General features: G+C 65.2%; 13 protein-coding genes. 5 read left to right on the top strand and 8 right to left on the bottom strand.

Annotated elements, in window-relative coordinates:
* The first annotated feature begins 9 nt into the window (after positions 1 to 9).
* The 5 genes from coaBC (at position 10) to IE116_RS24320 (ending at position 5,240) form a co-directional block, all read left to right on the top strand.
* Positions 10 to 1,269 (top strand): bifunctional phosphopantothenoylcysteine decarboxylase/phosphopantothenate--cysteine ligase CoaBC, encoded by a 1,260-nt coding sequence (gene coaBC / locus IE116_RS24340; protein WP_189616318.1) that lies wholly within the window; start codon positions 10 to 12, stop codon positions 1,267 to 1,269.
* Positions 1,270 to 1,285: 16 nt separating this feature from the next.
* Positions 1,286 to 1,873 carry a hypothetical protein gene (locus tag IE116_RS24335; protein ID WP_189616317.1) on the top strand — a complete coding sequence of 196 codons (588 nt, stop codon included), beginning with the start codon at positions 1,286 to 1,288 and terminating at the stop codon, positions 1,871 to 1,873.
* Positions 1,874 to 2,068: 195 nt separating this feature from the next.
* Positions 2,069 to 2,518: a dUTP diphosphatase gene (dut, locus tag IE116_RS24330; RefSeq protein ID WP_189616316.1), complete on the top strand. Its 450-nt coding sequence runs from the start codon at positions 2,069 to 2,071 to the stop codon at positions 2,516 to 2,518.
* 142 nt (positions 2,519 to 2,660) lie between these two features.
* Positions 2,661 to 3,599, top strand: a complete 939-nt coding sequence (locus tag IE116_RS24325; protein WP_189616315.1) for a 2-hydroxyacid dehydrogenase — start codon at positions 2,661 to 2,663, stop codon at positions 3,597 to 3,599.
* 60 nt (positions 3,600 to 3,659) lie between these two features.
* Positions 3,660 to 5,240, top strand: a complete 1,581-nt coding sequence (locus IE116_RS24320) for an aldehyde dehydrogenase (NADP(+)) (protein ID WP_189616314.1) — start codon at positions 3,660 to 3,662, stop codon at positions 5,238 to 5,240.
* A gap of 131 nt (positions 5,241 to 5,371) precedes the next feature.
* Here IE116_RS24320 and IE116_RS24315 read toward each other — a convergent pair whose 3' ends face one another.
* The 8 genes from IE116_RS24315 to clpS form a co-directional block, all read right to left on the bottom strand.
* Entirely contained in the window at positions 5,372 to 6,808 is a 1,437-nt protein-coding gene (locus IE116_RS24315; protein ID WP_189616313.1) for a TolC family protein, read from the bottom strand.
* Positions 6,801 to 9,926: an efflux RND transporter permease subunit gene (locus tag IE116_RS24310; protein ID WP_189616311.1), complete on the bottom strand. Its 3,126-nt coding sequence runs from the start codon at positions 9,924 to 9,926 to the stop codon at positions 6,801 to 6,803. The genes IE116_RS24315 and IE116_RS24310 overlap by 8 nt, the downstream gene beginning before the upstream one ends.
* 12 nt (positions 9,927 to 9,938) lie before the next feature.
* Positions 9,939 to 11,069: an efflux RND transporter periplasmic adaptor subunit gene (locus IE116_RS24305; protein WP_189616309.1), complete on the bottom strand. Its 1,131-nt coding sequence runs from the start codon at positions 11,067 to 11,069 to the stop codon at positions 9,939 to 9,941.
* A 123-nt stretch (positions 11,070 to 11,192) separates the two neighbouring features.
* A complete protein-coding gene (locus IE116_RS24300) occupies positions 11,193 to 12,608 on the bottom strand; it encodes a sensor histidine kinase (protein WP_229828882.1) in 1,416 nt (471 codons plus the stop codon).
* On the bottom strand, positions 12,605 to 13,285 hold the full coding sequence (locus IE116_RS24295) for a response regulator transcription factor (protein ID WP_189616307.1): 681 nt from the start codon (positions 13,283 to 13,285) through the stop codon (positions 12,605 to 12,607). The genes IE116_RS24300 and IE116_RS24295 overlap by 4 nt, the downstream gene beginning before the upstream one ends.
* Positions 13,286 to 13,476: 191 nt before the next feature.
* A complete protein-coding gene (locus IE116_RS24290; RefSeq protein ID WP_189616306.1) occupies positions 13,477 to 14,934 on the bottom strand; it encodes a DEAD/DEAH box helicase in 1,458 nt (485 codons plus the stop codon).
* 478 nt (positions 14,935 to 15,412) lie between these two features.
* Entirely contained in the window at positions 15,413 to 17,707 is a 2,295-nt protein-coding gene (gene clpA / locus IE116_RS24285; protein ID WP_189616304.1) for an ATP-dependent Clp protease ATP-binding subunit ClpA, read from the bottom strand.
* The gene (clpS, locus tag IE116_RS24280; protein WP_179590230.1) at positions 17,704 to 18,024 is read right to left on the bottom strand and encodes an ATP-dependent Clp protease adapter ClpS; all 321 of its coding nucleotides are present in this window, start codon (positions 18,022 to 18,024) and stop codon (positions 17,704 to 17,706) included. Before clpS ends, clpA begins: the two co-directional genes overlap by 4 nt.
* Between the last annotated feature and the right edge of the window lie 87 nt (positions 18,025 to 18,111).

Raw genomic sequence — 18,111 nt, 5'->3', positions numbered from 1 at the left:
GAAAACGTGATGGCAGACCTGACCGGCAAGCGCATCGTTGTGGGAATGACCGGCGGCATCGCGGCCTACAAGACGGCCGAACTGGTCCGCCGCATGATGGATGAAGGCGCGACGGTCGATGTCGTGATGACAGACGCCGCCACCAGATTCATCACGCCGGTCACCATGCAGGCGCTGTCGGGCCGGCCGGTGTTCGTGGATCCCTGGGACCCACGCGTGCCGAACAACATGGCGCATATCGACCTGAGCCGGGGCGCCGATGCCATTCTGGTGGTCCCGGCCAGCACCAACTTCATGGCGCGCGTGGCGCACGGTTTTGCGGACGATCTGCTGGCCACGCTCTGCGTGGCGCGTGCCTGCCCCTTGCTGATGGTGCCGGCCATGAACCGCGAGATGTGGGGCAACCCGGCCACGCAGCGCAATGCGGCGCAACTGCGGGCCGATGGCGTCGTGCTGTTCGGTCCGGTCGATGGCGACCAGGCCTGCGGCGAGACCGGCTCGGGCCGCATGATGGAACCGCACGACGTCCTGCAGGAACTGATCGCTTTCTTCCAGCCCAAGCCGCTGCAAGGCGTGCGGGTGCTGGTCACCGCCGGACCGACCGCCGAACCGATCGACCCGGTGCGCGTGCTGACCAATGTGTCGTCGGGCAAGATGGGCTATGCGATTGCCCGCGCCGCGCGCGAAGCCGGGGCGGACGTGACCCTGGTGTCCGGCCCGACCGCCCTGACCGCCCCGCGCGGCGTGCTGCGGATCGATGCGCACAGCGCGCGTGACATGATGGCCGCCGTGATGGCCGAAACCGCGCGCGCCGACGTGTTCATTGCCGTGGCCGCGGTGGCCGACTGGCGCGTGGCCGAGGCCAGCGCGCAAAAGATCAAGAAGACGGCCGGCGAGCCGCCCACCCTGACCTTTGTGCAAAACCCCGACATCCTGGCCACGGTGGCCGCCCTGCCCGATGGCCCGTATTGCGTCGGCTTTGCGGCAGAAACCGAACATCTTGACCAGCACGCGACCGAGAAGCGCCAGCGCAAGGGCATACCGCTGCTGGTCGGCAACCTGGCGCAGGACGCCCTGGGTGCCGACGACACGACTTTGATACTCTATGACGATCAGGGCCGCCATCCGCTGCCCCGGCAGTCCAAGCTGGCTGCGGCACGCGAACTGATCGCGCAGGTGGCCCGGCGGCTGCCCTCGGGGGCGGCCTTGCGGCCACGTCCGGGGTCGCCTGCCGGACTGCTTTCGCTCCCCCCCTCGCCCCTTCCCTAACGCTCCGGAGAACGACATGCCTTTCGACGGCGAACCGCCCAACGGCGACTACGCAGGCTATATCGACCGCGTGATCAACCGTGGCACCGGCACGCCTGGCGAACAGCGGCTGCTCAAAACCGGCAGCGGCGGCGTGCGCGCTCGCATGGGGATTCCCGGCTTCCAGAAAGGCACGCTAAGCCCCGGCGAGCAGCATTCGACCGGAACCGGCATGCCATCGGCGCTGGTCGCGCCGGTCCCGACGTCCGACACATTGCCCGCGGGGATCAGCGAACCGGCCTCGACCACCACGTTGGCCGCCCAGCGCACGAACGCCGGCCAGGGCCTGGTGCAGACGGCGCTGGGCGGTGCTTTCGGCCTGTGGGCCGCAATCGCCCTGATCACGTCCATGTTCAACGACCAGGGCGCGCAGCCCTACCACGTCGTGCAGATCCTGGTGCCGGCGCTGATTGCGCGGTTCCTGATCAAGCGGGGCCTGGGAAGAATGCGGGCGAGCAGCCAGCAGCCCTTGCAGACTTTCCCGCCGCTGGCCGTGAGCCGCGACGCCAAGGACAACGGCGGGCACGTACCCACGCCCCCCGGATCGCGCCGGACGCGGGCTTGAAGGCTGCCGGCGTGGATCGGTCTGCGGGCCCGGGTCCGCGGCCGATACTGGCGACAGCCAGAGCGGATGCGGGGTAATTGCCTTCGCCGCCAAACCCCTATTGCCCGCGTCGTTGCCGGATCACGCTGCGGTTTCTGTCTTGTCCCTTCTTTCATCCTCTGTTCTTGTTTACGCCGCCGGCGTGATGTCCCGACCATGAAAACAATCGCCGTCAAGATTCTCGACCCCCGCATGCGTGACTGCCTGCCCGCCCACGCCACCCCCGGATCGGCAGGGGTGGACCTGCGCGCCAGCATCGACACACCGTTGACCCTGGCGCCGGGCCAGACCGTCCTGGTCCCGACCGGCCTGGCGGTGCACATTGCCGATCCGGGCTATGCCGCCATGATCCTGCCGCGCTCGGGGCTGGGCCACAAGCACGGCATCGTGCTGGGCAACCTGGTCGGCCTGATCGACTCCGACTATCAGGGCCCGTTGATGGTGTCGGCCTGGAACCGCAGCGACACGCCCTTCGTGCTGGAACCCCTGGACCGCATGGCCCAGATGGTCATCGTTCCAGTGCTCCATGTGCACTTCGAAGAAGTCGACGAATTTGAAGCGACGGATCGGGGCACGGGCGGCTTCGGCAGCACCGGCAAAGGCTGAGGTGGCTATCGGGCAGAGCCGGAACAACCTCCTGCATTTGTCCGATAGTCCCGCGCGCTCGCCACGCGCCTGCCCATTTTCGCCTACACTTGACAGACATCGTACATCTACCTGAATCCTCTTTCCGGATCGCTGACCCCTCATGACACCCTCCCTTCTGCAGATCGGCCGTCTTGCCCCGGAACTCGAGGCCGAACTGGCAGCGACCTTTCCTGTTCACCTGCTTGCCAAGGAAGCGGACGTTCCGGCTTTTCTTGAACGGCACGGCAGCACCTTCACCGGCGCCGTCACGTCGGCGCGGGTGGGCATGGACGCCAAGCTGATCGATGCCCTGCCCAATCTCAAGGTGGTGTCCAGCTTTGGCGTGGGGTATGAACTGCTGGACGTGGACGCGCTGAAGCGCCGCGGCATCGTGGCCAGCAACACGCCTGACGTGCTGAACGATTGTGTGGCTGACGTGGCCTTCGGCCTGGTGATCGACGTCGCGCGCGGCATGTCGGCGGCCGACCGGTTCGTGCGGCGCGGCGACTGGCCCAAGGGCGCCTTCGCGCTGCAGACGCAGGTCGCGCGCAAGCGCCTGGGCATCCTGGGCCTGGGCCGCATTGGCCAGGCCATCGCGCGCCGGTCGTCGGGGTTCGAGATGGACGTGCGCTACCATAGCCGCAGCCCCGTCCAGGATGTGCCATGGCAGCATGAACCGTCGCTGATAGCCCTGGCCGAGTGGTGCGATTTCCTGGTCGTGGCGGTTGCCGGCGGCCCGCCCACTCGCCACCTGGTGTCGGCCGACGTGCTGGCCGCCCTGGGTCCCAAAGGCTTTCTGATCAACATTGCGCGCGGCACGGTGGTGGATGAAGCCGCCCTGGTGGCCGCGCTGACCGACAAGCGCCTGGGCGGCGCCGGCCTTGACGTGTTCGAATTCGAACCGCGCGTGCCGCAAGCCCTGATGACACTCGACAACGTGGTGCTGCTGCCGCATATCGCCAGTGGCACTTTTGAGACCCGCAAGGCGATGGGCGATCTTGTGATCAGCAACCTGAAGCAGTATTTTGCCGACGGCCAGCTGCAGACACCGATTGCCTGACCTGCCCCCCTTCGACCTGCCCCCTTCGACCTGCCCCCTTTTCCGACACCAGGAGACCCCATGACCACGATTACCGGCGACATGCTCATCGGCCGCACCACCGTTCGCGGTTCGACTGCCACCTTGCGAGCCATCCAGGCCGCGACCGGCGAAGAGATCGATCCTCCGTTCGGCGGGGGCGGCGAAGCCGAAGTCCAGCAGGCGTGCGACCTGGCTGCCCAGGCGTTCGACACCTATCGCGAGACCACGCCCGAAGCGCGCGCGGCCTTCCTTGAAACCATCGCGACCGAGATCGAAGCCATCGGCGACGTGCTGATCGAACGCGCAGCGCTCGAGTCCGGCCTGCCGACCGCTCGCCTGCAGGGCGAACGCGGCCGCACGACCGGCCAGCTGCGCCTGTTCGCCAAGCTGGTGCGCGACGGCCGCTGGGTCGACGCGACGCTGGATACCGCCCTGCCCGACCGCGCGCCGCCACGGCCCGACATGCGCATGCGCAAGATCGCGCTGGGCCCGGTCGCCGTGTTTGGCGCCAGCAATTTCCCGCTGGCGTTTTCGGTCGCCGGTGGCGACACGGCGTCGGCGCTGGCTGCCGGCTGCCCGGTCGTGGCCAAGGCGCACCCCGCTCACCTCGGCACGTCCGAGCTGGTCGGCCGCGCCATCCAGAAGGCCGCCATTGCGTGCGACATGCCCGAAGGCGTGTTCTCGCTGGTGGTCGGCGCAGGCATCGAGATCGGCCAGGCGTTGGTGAATCACCCGGCCATCAAGGCCGTGGGCTTTACCGGCTCGCGAGGCGGTGGCCTGGCGCTGTGCCGCACCGCCGCGGCCCGTCCGGAACCCATCCCGGTGTATGCCGAAATGAGCAGCATCAACCCGATGTTCCTGATGTCCGCGGCGTTGACGAACCGTGGCGGCGACATCGCGCGCGGCTTCATCGATTCGCTGACGATGGGCGTGGGCCAGTTCTGCACCAACCCCGGTCTGGTCATCGCTGTCGACAGCCCGGCGCTGGCCCAGTTCAAGACCGCCGTGACCGAGGCCGTCACGGCCAAGGCTGCGGGCACCATGCTGACCCCAGGCATCCACCAGGCCTATCGCCATGGCGTGAACGAGCTGGCTGCAGCCAGCGGCGTCTCGCAGATCGGCATGGGCGTGGCCGCCAGCGGCCCGCATGACGCGCAGGCTGCCGTATTTGAAACCACGGCCGCCACCTTCCTGAAAAGCCCGCAACTGCAGGAAGAAGTCTTCGGCCCGGCCTCGTTGCTGGTGGTGTGCGCCGACGACGCTGAAATGCGCGCGGTGGCGGAACACGTCTCGGGTCAGCTGACGGCCACGCTGCAGATCGACCCGGCCGACTACGCCGCGGCCGGCGCCCTGCTGCGCGTGCTGGAACGCAAGGCCGGCCGCGTACTGGTCAACGGTTTCCCGACCGGTGTGGAAGTCTCGTATGCAATGGTGCACGGCGGCCCCTTCCCGGCCACGTCCGACAGCCGCACGACGTCGGTGGGCGCAACCGCCATCGAACGCTTCCTGCGTCCGGTCTGCTACCAGAACCTGCCGCAGGAACTGCTGGATGCCTCGTTGAAAGACGGCAACCCGCTGGGACTGTGGCGTCTGGTGGACGGCGAGCTGGGCCGCGCGTAAGGGTTGGCTCCGCGGCGCTGCAGCTTCCCGACACGGCGCTGCGCGCGCCGCATCTGCTAAAAAAAAGCCTCGCGGCACATCACCGCGAGGCTTTTTTCATGACCGCCGGCCACCATCACCGGCGCCCGGGATCACTCCAGATCCGCCCCCAGCTCACCCGAGGCCACCCGCACGTCCACTTCGGCCTGCAAGGCCGCCTCGATCAGGTCGAGATAGGTGTTCTTCTTTTCTGCAATCGCCTGGATCGCATCCACCAGTTCCAGGACGCCGCCCCGGCCCAGCGTGTACGAGTCCTGCGCCATCTGCCGCAGACGCGGCGTCATGGCCAGGCCTTCTTTCTCGAACCGTTCTGTCAGTTGCTGACGGCGATTCAACTGGTCGGTGGCGCGGCGCAGTTCGCCTTCGGCGGCCAGGATCACGGCGCGGGCGCGCAGTTGCTGGCCCTGGGCTTCCGCCACGGCGCGCGCGATGGGCCCCTGGTTGCGGTCGAACAGCGGAATGCCCATCGAGATACCGAAGGTGTTGCTGTTGCCTTCCTGACGGTTGTTCACCCGGCCCACCGACAGCGTCGGCACGGGATAGGCTTCGCGGCGTTCCGACTCCAGGATCTTTTCGGCGAAGGTCTGCTGCGCCAGCGCCGCGCGCACCGAGGGCAGGCGGGTCTGGGCCTGCGGCCACATGGCATCGAAGTTCAGGGACGCCCAGCGCGGCACGATGGCGCCGGCTGCACGCGGACGCCAGGCCGGCTCGCCCACGTCGGCCGCGACACGCGCCGACGCTTCATACGTCTGCCCCTGCGCCTGCGCCAGTTGCGCATCGAGCTGTGCGCGTTCGATGTCCAGGCGCGTCAGGTCGTACTGGCTGCGTGAGCCCGCTTCGACCTGGCCCGACACGATGCGCGCCGCCGATTCCAGGTCCTGCCGCGCGTCGATCCAGCGCTTTTCGCGCTCTTGCGCGACCAGCAGCGACATGAAGTCGCGGGCGGCGTCCTGCAAGGCATTGGCATACACCAGCCGCAGCTTGGCGCGGGCCGCTTCGATGCCGCTTTGCGCAGCCTCGATCCGCTTGCCGCGCTGGCCAAAGATCGGCACGTCCTGGAACAGCGTGGTTTCCTGCTCGCCCCGTTTGGTCGTGAAGCTGACGCCCGGATTGGTGTAGGTCTGCGCCGCCATCAGGTCCGCTTCGGCCATGGCGACGGTGCTGCGTTCGGCCGCCAGTGACGGGCTGTAGGTCTTGACCAGATCAAGCAGCTGCTGCAGCGTGATGTCCGCCGTCAGCGGCGCCGACCGGGCCGACGGTCCGACGTAGCCCAGGGCTGTCGTGCCGTAGGCCGGCTCGGACATGGTGGGCGGTGGCGCGTACTGGGGGGCCGGCACATTCGGCATGGAACCTGGCGCGGCCGGCGACGCCGAGTTCGACGACGACGGCACCGATGACGAAGGCATGGACGACGACGGCATCGACGGCGACGTGGCCGCACGGGGCGTGGACAGGGTCTGGGCCATCGCCGCGGGCAGCGACAGCGGCAGTGCCAACGCCATCATCAGCGTGGGCAGGGACTTATGCATGACGGGTTTCCTCATTCACGTCGAGCTCGTCCTGCTGCTCGGCGGTCAACATACGTTTGGGTCCGAACCAGGCATACAGCACCGGCAGGACGAACAGGGCAATCAGCGGCAGCACGGCCATGCCGCCGACCACCACCGACGCGAACGGGCGCTGCGTTTCGCTGCCCACGCCCGTGGACAGCGCCATCGGCAGCAGTCCCAGCAAGCCCAGGCAGGTCACCATCAGGATCGAGCGCATGCGTTCAGCGGTCCCTTCGATCAACGCAGGAATCATCGCGACGCCGTCCCGCCGCAAGTCTTCGACCGCACTGAGCACCAGCAGGCCGGCCAGGGCCACCTGACCCAGCAGTGCAATGAAGCCGATGGCCGCGCTGATCGACAGGTCGATGCCGGTCAGATGCAGGGCGAGCACGCCGCCGATCATCGCGAACGGCGCCGTCAGCAGGATCAGCAGGGCGCTGCGCGCGCTGCCCAGCGCGCTGAACAACAGCACGAACACCACGAGCAGCGACAGCGGGATCACCACCTTCAGGCGCGCCGCGGCACGCTGCTGGTTTTCCCACTGACCGCCCCACTGCGCGATGTAGCCTTCCGGCAGCTTGATGTCGCGATCGAACACTTCGAACGTGTCTTTCACCACCGACCCGATGTCCCGGCCCGACACGTTGAACTTGAGCGCCATGTAGCGCGAATTGCCTTCACGGAAGATCGACGCATTGCCGACCTTGAAGCCAACCGACGCGATCGCGCCCAGGGGCACATAGTTGCCATCGGGCGTGGCCACCAGGATTTCGCGGATGCGGGCCTCGTCCATGCGGTTGGCGAACGGCAGGCGCACGCGCACCGGCACACTGCGTTCGCCTTCCCAGACCGCCGTGACCACCTTGCCGGCCAGCGCGGTTTCCACCGCGGTGTCGGCCACCGTCATGGCAATGCCATAGCGGGCCAGGGCTTCACGATTGAATTCGATGTGCAACTGCGGCGCCGGGGCATCGCGGTACAGGTCAAGGTCCACGACGCCAGGGATGTCGGCGACCGCTGCCTTGGTCTGCTGCAGGATGCCGCGCATGGTGTCAATGTCCTGGCCGAACAGCTTGAGCACCACCTGGCCCCGCGCACCCGAAGTCGACTCTTCGACGCTGTCGCGGATGGGCTGCGCAAAGTTGAACTGCACGCCCGGCAGGTCGGACAGCGACTCCCGCATCTCGGCCACCAGCGTGTCCTTGTCCAGCCCCTTGCGCCATTGATCGCGCGGCTTCAGGCGCACCAGCACCTTGGCGACGTTGATGGTTTCGTTGTCGGTCCCGTCTTCCGGACGGCCCTGCTCGCTGGTGACCGCGATGACTTCGGGCGGCGCCTTCAGCCGCATGCGGATGATGCGCAGCAGCTCCTGGCCCTTCTGCAGGGAGATCGATGGCGGCATCTGGACCAGCACGTAGGCATCGCCCTCGTCCAGTTCCGGCAGGAATTCCGTACCCAGGTGACTGGCGGAATAACCCGCCAGCAGCAGCATGATCACGGCAACACCAATGACCTTCTGCTTGGCGCCCCGACTTCCCAGAATGCGCGACATCCAGCCGGAAAAACCGTGGTGCATGCGCAGGAACACCTTGGGTTCGGGCGCCGCCACGTCCTTGGGACGCAGGAAGATGGCGCACAGGGCCGGGACCAGCGTCAATGCAAAGACCAGTGCGCCGATCAACGCGAAGGTGTAGGTCAGCGCCAGCGGACGAAAGATCCGGCCTTCGATGCTTTCGAGCGAGAACACCGGTATCAACGCCGCGATCACGATGGCCATGGCGAACAGCGTCGGGCGCGCCACCGACACCGCGGCGTCGATGATCAGCGCATACATGTCGCGCTGGGTGGTCGGCTTGCGCAAGCGCGCCTTGTGGATGATGGCCTCGGTCAGCACCACCGCGCCGTCCACGATGATGCCGAAGTCGATCGCCCCCATCGAGATCAGGTTGGCCGGCAGCTTCATCAGATACAGGCCGATGAACGCGACCAGCAGCGACAGCGGAATCACCACGGCCACGATCAGCGATCCGCGCAGGCTGCGCAGGAACAGCCACAGCAAGCCAATGATCAGGGTCGCGCCAAAAAACAGGTTGTGATAGACCGTGTTGAGCGTGTGCCCGACCAGGTTCGAGCGGTCGTAACTGGGCTGGATCACCATGCCGGCAGGCAGCATGGACTTGTTGATCTGTTCCACTTTCAGGTGGACCTGGTCCAGCACTTTGGTCGGGTTTTCATCGCGCTTGAGCAGCACGATGCCCTGGACGATATCGTCTTCGTCATCCATGCCGACCGAGCCCTGGCGCGGCGTGTAGGACTGCACCACCTGGGCCACATCGGCCACGCGCACGGGGGTGTTGTTGTGCGTCGAGAGCACCACGGTTTCGATATCCCGCGGCGTCTTGAGCAAGCCGATGCCGCGGATGATGAGCGATTGCTCGCCCCGGCGCAGCAAGCCGCCGCCCACGTTCTGGTTGGACTTGCCGATCGCATCGACGACCTCATCGAGCGTCAGGCCATGCGCGATCAGCTTGGCCGGATCCACTTCGACATGGAATTCCTTGACGAAGCCGCCCACGCTGACCACGTCGGCCACGCCCTGGATCTGCTTGAGCACACGCGCGACTGTCCACTCCTGTTCCGAGCGCAGCTGGGCCAGCGTGTGGCGATCGCTGTTCAGGCGGTAGTAATAGATCTTGCCCAGTGGCGTGTTGTCGGGCGACATCTCGGGCGTGACGCCGTCGGGCAGATTGGCCGACGGCAGGCGCTGCGTGACCTGCACGCGCGCATCGAAACTGCGCGTCTTGTCGTTGAACACCATGGTGATCATCGACAGGCCGAAATAACTTTCCGACCTCAGCGATAAAAGCCCCGGCGTACCGTTCAGCTCGCGTTCGAGCGGAAAGGTGACCTGGCGTTCGACTTCTTCGGGGGCAAGCCCCGGGGCGAGCGAGATGATGCCGACCTGGACGTTGGTCACGTCCGGGTAGGCCTCGATGGCGGTGTTCAGGTAGGCAAAGACGCCATAGGCGGCCAGCACCAGGGTAGCGGCCACCGCGGCAAGACGGCGGTGGACGACCAGCGCAATGAGAGAACGCATGAAAAGATCCCGTTACAGCAGTTGATTGGCCGAGCCGTCGAGCAGCAGACCGCCCTTCACGACCACTTTTTCACCGGGATTGAGTCCGCTGAGGACCGGGATGAAGCCATTGGAAGGCTGGCCGAGCGTGACCGTCCGTGCCTCGAAGGTGGTCTCGGCCACCTGCACGAACACGATCGACCGCTGACCGTCCTTGATCAGCACCGCATTGATCGGCACCGACATGCCGGCGGGCGCCGTCGTGGTGATGCCGACGCGCGCCAGCATGCCGGCACGCAGCGTGGGATTGGGCTGATCGAGCGACACGAACACCGTCGCGCGGCGCGTCTGGGCATTGAGCGACGAGCCGACGCGCTGCACCTTGCCCGTCACGGGCTGGTCCAGCGATGGCATTTCGACACGCACGGGGGCGCCTTCACGCACGCCGCGCAGATCGTTTTCAAACACGTCGGCCGTGATCCACAAGGCAGTCGGATCGCCGACCGTGAACAGCGAGCCAGTGTCCGACGTGACGGAAGACCCCGGGACGGCCGTACGTGCAATGACCACGCCCGCGCGCGGCGAGCGCAGCTGGATGACGTCGCTGCCGCCATTGCCCAGATAGGCCGATGCGCGCGATGCGGTATCGACCGCATGACGGGCTTCCTGCAACCTGGCCTGGGCCACGAACAGCTCGGACGCAATGCCGATGCCCTTTTCCGTCATCATCTGCTGACGTCGCACCTCGGCCTCGGCCACGCGCAGTTCAACGACCGCGGTCTGATAGTCGCCGCGGATGCGCGAGGCTTCCGGGCTGGAGATCGATGCGAGCGGTGTGCCTACCTTGACCGTGTCGCCCACCTTGGCCGAGACGTCGACCAATCGGCCTGCCACCGGCGAAGCCACTTCGGACACCATCTCGTCGCGGAACACCATCCGGGCAGGCGCCCACACGACGCGCCCGGCCCCGGCCTGCGACAGTTCCTGGATATCCATGTACTTGAGCGAGGCCGCCTTGACCCGCACCTGGCCGGGCTTCAAGGGGGGCTGCGCCGGTTCGGCCTGGACCGCCGGCGGGGGCGCCGGCTTCTCGGAACAGCCGGCCATCAACCCGGACAAGGCCGCCGCAAGGACGATCGTTGGAACGAAAAATGGCACCGGCATGAAAACCCTTTTGCGGATAACGACTATCGATTCGATGCGGGCATTCGCCACGCGCTCGGGCGCCACTCTGCAGGGCACACGCGATGGTATCCACAGGCCGGGGGAAACAGTATTACCGTTTGGTCATGTTGTTGTGTCGCGCTTGAAGGTCAGGGTTGCCACCAACCCCGGACCGGCATCGTCCAGCTTGAAAGTGGCGTGATGCAGGTGGGCGATGGCCATCACACTGGCCAGCCCCAGGCCATAACCGGGCACCGCGGCATTCAGCCGAAAGAAGCGGGTGCCGATCTTGACGCGCTCGGCCGCGGCAATGCCGGGCCCGTTGTCCTGCACCACGACGGATACCGAGTCAGGCGTCTGCAGCGTGCGCACGGACACTTCCGCCGGGCTGCCGGCGTACTTGATGGCGTTGTCGATCAGGTTGGCGATTGCGCTTGCCAGCAGGTCCCGGTCGCCATCGGCGACGGCGCCCTCGGCGAGTTCGGTCGAAAAGCGCACGTCCTTTTCTTCGGCCACCGGTTCGTACAGTTCAACCACGTCGCCCACGATGTCACTGAGCGAGAGCGGCTGGAAAATCTGCCGCCGGGCGCCGGATTCGGCCTCGGCAATCTGCAGCAGCTTGTCGAACACCACTGTCAATTCTTCGATCTCGCGAATGGCGAAGGTCGCCGCGTTCTGGACCTGGTCGACGGTGGCGCCCGGCCGGTTGGCCACATCGAGCTTGGAGCGGATCCGGGACAGCGGCGTGCGCAGGTTGTGCGCGATGGTATTGGACACGTGGCGGACGCCCTCCATCAGGATCTCGATCCGGTCCAGCATGAGGTTGATGTCATTGCCCAGGCGCGCGAATTCGTCTTCCTTCCCCGACAGCGGAATGCGCCGGGTCAGGTCCCCGGCCTCGATCTGCGCCGCCGTGCGACGGATCGCCCCCACCCGGGATTCCAGCTGTTCCCGGAACACGATCGCACCAACAATGGCCAGCAGAACGGCGACCAGGCTTGCGCCCAGCAAGGCGTTGCCCACCAGTTGTTCCAGGTCTTTCTGGTCCTGCATGTCGCGCCCGACGACCAGGCGGCCGCCGTCGGGCAAAGGCATGGACAGCACGCGTCCGTACGCCGCCCGCCCATCGCGCACAAAGACCTTGTCGATGACGCCACTGGTCGGCCTGAGCAGGTCGGCCGACGCGGCGATGTTGCCCGCGATCTTGCGGCCCCGGGCATCGGTCAACAGAAAGGCTTCGGTATCGGTGTTCTGTCCGTCGGTCAGCGCATCGGCGATTTCGGACAGGATCTTCTCGCGCCCGTCGGCCTCGAAATGGGTGATCAGCCGGGTCGACGTCGACCGCAACTGGCGATCGATCCGGTTCTGCAGCACGCCGATCGTCTGCACATACAGCACCGACAGGATCACCAGCATGAACAGCATGACCGATACGCCATACCCCAGCGCCAGGCGAAACGCGACCGACGCCCACAGCTGGCGCAGCCACGTCAGCGGTCCGGGCGTGCTGCCCCGCTGCTTGGAAGGGGTGACGTTCACCGGTCGGCCGAAATCGAATACCCCACGCCGCGCACCGTATGGATCAGCGGCGTCGTGAAGCCATTGTCGATCTTGTTGCGCAGCCGGCTGATCTGCACGTCGATCACATTGGTCTGCGGATCGAAGCGGTAATCCCACACGGCCTCGAGCAGCATGGTGCGTGTGACCACCTCGCCCTGATTGAGCAGCAGATAGACCAGCAGGCGGAATTCTCGTGGCTGCAGCGCGATGGGCTTGCCGTCGCGTTCCACCGTGCGCCGGGTCAGGTCCACCTTCAGGTCGGCGATCTTCAGTTCGCGGATGTCGTCGCGCGACCGCGACCGGCGATACAACGCCTCCAGCCGCGCCGCCAGTTCGGAAAACGCAAAAGGCTTGGTAAGGTAATCGTCGCAGCCGCCGCGCAATCCGCGCACGCGGTCATCCAGGCCGGCCAGTGCGCTCAGGATCAGCACCGGCGTGGTGTTGCCGATGCCGCGCAGCGTGGTCAGGATCGACAGGCCGTCCACGTCATCGGGCAGCATCCGGTCCAGGACGATCACGTCCCAGGTTTCGTGCAGCGCCTTTTGCAGGCCATCGGCGCCGTCGCGGCAGGCCACGGCCGTATGGCCGCTTTCGTGCAGGCCGTTGCAGATATACCGCGAGGTATCGACTTCATCTTCGATGACCAGACAATGCATGGGGCGAAGGACTCCTTGCTACGAAAGGGGGGCACCCGGCTTGCGCCTTGGATGACACCCGGCTGCATAGTCTACCCTTCCGCGGTCACCAGGCACCTGAACGGCGCCGGGCAAAAAAAAATCCCCCACCGCGAACGGTGGGGGATTTTTCATTCCTGGATCACGCGTCCGAAGACGCGCTGCCTGGAACCTTACGCAGCCTTGCGGCGCGAGTCGAAACGACGGGGTGCAGCAGCACCGTCGGCACGGAACTCACGGCGCTCGCCTTCTGGCCGCGGGGTACGCGGACGCTCGGTCTGGCCAGCAGTCACTGGACGATCGGCCCAGGTACGTGCAGGACGGTCTGCCGAGAACGAACGCTCGCCTTGCGGACGGGGTGGCTCGTTGCGGAAACCGGCGCCAGCCGATGCACCACGGTCACGCGAGAAGCCTGGCTTCCAGCCCGGCTTGGCGCCAGGACCGCTGCGACGCGGGCCCGACGAAGGACGGTCGCTGCCTGGACGCGGTGCGCGCTGTGGCTCAAGACCGGCGATCGTGCTCACTGGCACCGATTGCTCGGTGTAGCGTTCGATCGTACGGATCTTGTGGCGTTCGGCATGCGTGGCCAGCGTGAAGGCGACACCATCGCGACCGGCGCGGCCAGTACGGCCGATACGGTGGGTGTAGTCTTCAGCTTGCATTGGCAGGTCGAAGTTGATGACGTGCGTGATGCCCTGGACATCGATGCCGCGAGCAGCCACATCGGTTGCCACCAGCACTTGCACCTGACCACGCTGCATCATGCCCAGCGTACGGGTACGTTGGCGCTGGTTCATGTCGCCATGAAGTGCAGCGGCCGAGAAGCCCTGGTCGGCCAGATCATTCGCCAGTTCATCGGCAGCACGCTTGGTCGACGTGAAGACGATGGCCTGTCCGAGCGTGGTGTCGCGCAGCAGGTGGTCTAGCAGACGCGTCTTGTGGCCCATGTCATCCGCATACAGCAGCGTTTGCGTGATGTTGGCGTGCTTTTCCTTCTGGCCAGCGACTTCGATACGCTGCGGGTCACGCATCATGCGCGAGGCCAGCTTGGCGATCGTGCCATCCAGCGTTGCCGAGAACAGCAGCGTCTGGCGGGTAGCCGGGGTCTTGGCCACGATGGCTTCGATGTCATCGATGAAGCCCATGTCCAGCATGCGGTCGGCTTCGTCCAGCACCAGCGTTTCCACTTCGGCCAGGTTCACACGACCCGATTGCACGTGGTCGAGCAGACGGCCAGGCGTTGCCACCAGCACGTCAACGCGACGCGACAGGGCTTTCAATTGCGCGCCGTAAGGCATGCCGCCGACGACGGTCGTCGTCTTGAGCCAGCCCAGGGCCTTGCCGAACACACGGGTAGCGTCCGACACTTGCTGTGCCAGTTCGCGGGTAGGCGTCAACACCAGAATACGGACACCGGCGGCGCGCAGCGGCGAGCCAGCCAGTTGGCGATGCAGGGCCGGCAGCATGAAGGCGGCGGTCTTGCCGCTACCCGTTTGCGACGACACCATCAGATCGTGACCTGCCAGGGCCAGGGGAATCGCCTGAGCCTGCACGGTCGTGGGTTCGGTAAAACCAGCTTCAGCGCACGCGCTGACCAGAGCAGGAGCCAAACCCAATGATTCAAAAGACATTCAATTTCCTTTCGTTGCGATAAACGCTGCGCAACTCGACACACAAGCCGGTCCGGATGTGCCGTGCAAAACGCACACACATATGCGCTTCAGCCGTTGTGCTGAAGCGTTCGAACGAGCAAGCCTGGAAAGCTGGCGCTACGCTGCCGAAGGCGGATCTTAGTTACCGCTTCGGACGGATCATCGGCGCCGACCGATATCACCGTGCGCGCTAAGCGAAGGGAAAGACGGGGTCAGAGACGATGCAGTTTTCGGGTGGCGGTTGTCGCCCCCGATCGGCTGCATGGAGGTCACGTCGGTGCCCGTATTTGTGAACAGGGCGGTGACGTAATTGATGCAGTGCAACGATAGTAACCCATTTTCGAGCAAAAGTCCCGGCAAGTGTTGCTCTGGTCGCACAGAGTGCGACGCGCCGGATGCAAAAAGGGGCGCCAGAGCAAAGTCCGGCACCCCTTTTCATCACCATGTCACAGCGTGATCAGTCGGTCAGTTCGACCGCCGGCTGCGGCTTGGCCTTAGGCGATTCCTCGCCAAAGGTCAGCTGGACAGTGTCCTTGTCGTCCACGTCCACGGTCACCTTGCCACCGTTGACGAGTCGGCCGAAGAGCAGCTCGTCGGCCAGCGCGCGACGGATCGCGTCCTGGATGAGACGCTGCATGGGTCGGGCGCCCATCAGGGGATCGAAGCCCTTCTTGCCGAGGTGCGCACGCAGGGCATCGGTAAAGATGACCTCGACACGCTTCTCGTGCAATTGCTCTTCGAGCTCCATCAGGAACTTGTCGACCACGCGCAGGATGATGTCCTGGTTCAGCGCGGTGAACGAGATCGTGGCATCCAGACGGTTGCGGAACTCAGGCGTGAACATGCGCTTGATGTCCGCCATCTCGTCGCCGAGCTGACGCGTGTTGGTGAAGCCGATCACGTTCTTCTGCAGCGCCTCGGCCCCTGCGTTCGTCGTCATGATGATGATGACGTTGCGGAAGTCCGCCTTGCGGCCGTTGTTGTCGGTCAGCGTCCCGTGGTCCATCACCTGCAGCAGGATGTTGAAGACTTCCGGGTGCGCCTTTTCGATTTCGTCGAGCAGCAGCACGCAATGCGGCTTCTTGGCGACGGCCTCGGTCAGCAGACCACCCTGGTCGAAGCCGACGTATCCGGGCGGCGCGCCGATCAGACGCGACACCGCATGACGTTCCATGTATTCCGACATATCGAAACGCAGCAGTTCGATACCCAGGATAAACGCCAGTTGACGCGCGACTTCGGTCTTGCCCACCCCGGTCGGACCCGAGAACAGGAACGAACCTATCGGCTTTTCCGGCTTGCCCAGGCCCGAACGCGCCATCTTGATCGATGCCGACAGCGCATCGATGGCCGCATCCTGACCGAACACCACCGCCTTCAGGTCCCGCTCGAGGGTCGCCAGCTTGCTGCGATCGTCGCTCGACACCGACTGCGGAGGAATCCGGGCGATTTTGGACACGATGTCTTCGATCTCGGACTTGCCGATCACCTTCTTCTGACGCGACTTGGGCAGGATGCGCTGGGCAGCGCCTGCTTCGTCGATCACGTCGATGGCCTTATCAGGCAGGTGACGGTCGTTGATGAACTTGGACGACAGTTCCGCAGCCGCCGACAGCGCCGCCGACGAATACTTGACGCCGTGGTGGTCTTCGAACTTCTGCTTCAGGCCACGCAGAATCTGCACGGTCTGCTCGACAGTCGGTTCGTTCACATCCACCTTCTGGAAACGACGCGACAGCGCGTGGTCTTTTTCGAAGATGCCGCGGTATTCGGTGTACGTGGTCGCGCCCAGGCATTTGAGCTGACCCGATGACAGGGCCGGCTTGAGCAGATTGGATGCGTCCAGCGTTCCGCCCGAGGCCGCGCCCGCACCGATGAGCGTATGAATCTCGTCGATGAACAGGATGGACCGGGGGCTTTCCTTGAGCTGCTTGAGCACCGCCTTCAGGCGTTGCTCGAAGTCGCCGCGATACTTGGTGCCCGCCAGCAGCGCGCCCATGTCGAGCGAATACACGCACGCGTCGGCCAGCACTTCGGGCACCGTGCCTTCGGTGATGCGCCATGCCAGGCCTTCGGCGATCGCGGTCTTGCCGACGCCAGCCTCGCCCACCAGCAGCGGGTTGTTCTTGCGCCGACGGCACAGGATCTGGATCACGCGTTCGAGCTCGTTGTCGCGCCCGATCAGCGGATCGATCTTGCCGGCCTTGGCGGCGGCGTTCAGATTCTGGGTGTACTGGTCGAGCGGCGACTGCTTGGCCTCGGCTTCCGCTTCAGCTTCCGGCTCCTTGGGCGTGTTGGCCGCTTCGAGCTGGGGCTGCTTGGTAATGCCGTGGGACATGAAATTGACGACGTCGAGGCGCGTGATGCCCTGCTGGTGCAGGTAATACACGGCATGCGAGTCTTTTTCGCCGAAGATCGCGACAAGCACGTTCGACCCGGACACTTCCTTCTTGCCATTGCCCGTACTCTGGACATGCATGATGGCGCGTTGAATCACGCGCTGGAAGCCGAGCGTCGGCTGGGTGTCAGCGTCTTCGGTGCCCGGAATGACGGGCGTGTTGTCGTTGACGAAGTTACGCAGATTGCGCCTGAGGTCGTCGACGTTGGCGGCGCAGGCCCGCAATACTTCCGCTGCCGACGGATTGTCGAGCAGGGAAAGCAACAGATGCTCCACTGTGATGAACTCATGCCGGGCCTGACGGGCCTCGACAAATGCCATGTGAAGACTAACTTCCAATTCTTGAGAAATCACGCTTCCTCCATGATGCACTGAAGCGGATGCTGGTTCTGCCGCGCAAACCGGCTCACCTGATCGATTTTGGTCTTGGCGATATCGCGCGCATAAACGCCGCACACGCCCCGGCCCTCGAGGTGTACCTTGAGCATGATTTGCGTGGCTTGCTCGCGCCCTTTGCTAAAAAACTTCTCCAGTACCAGCACAACGAACTCCATCGGCGTGAAATCGTCGTTCAACAGTACCACCGTGAACATTGGAGGTGGTTTTGTCTTGGAAGTTTCCCGCTCGAGCAGCGTTGTCTGATTCGGATGAGAATCGAACCCGGTGCTCATGCGCCTATTCTATCCACTCGAAAGTACCCTGCCAGTCACCTTGCCGCCCCATTCCGGGCTAGTGCAAACGGTTCGAGGCCGCGGCGA

The sequence above is a fragment of the Pigmentiphaga litoralis genome, from assembly GCF_014651835.1.
GTDB classification, from domain to species: Bacteria; Pseudomonadota; Gammaproteobacteria; order Burkholderiales; family Burkholderiaceae_B; genus Pigmentiphaga; species Pigmentiphaga litoralis.
The sequence above is the reverse complement of the archived record's forward strand: the minus strand, read 5'-3'. Positions and strand labels throughout refer to the sequence as shown.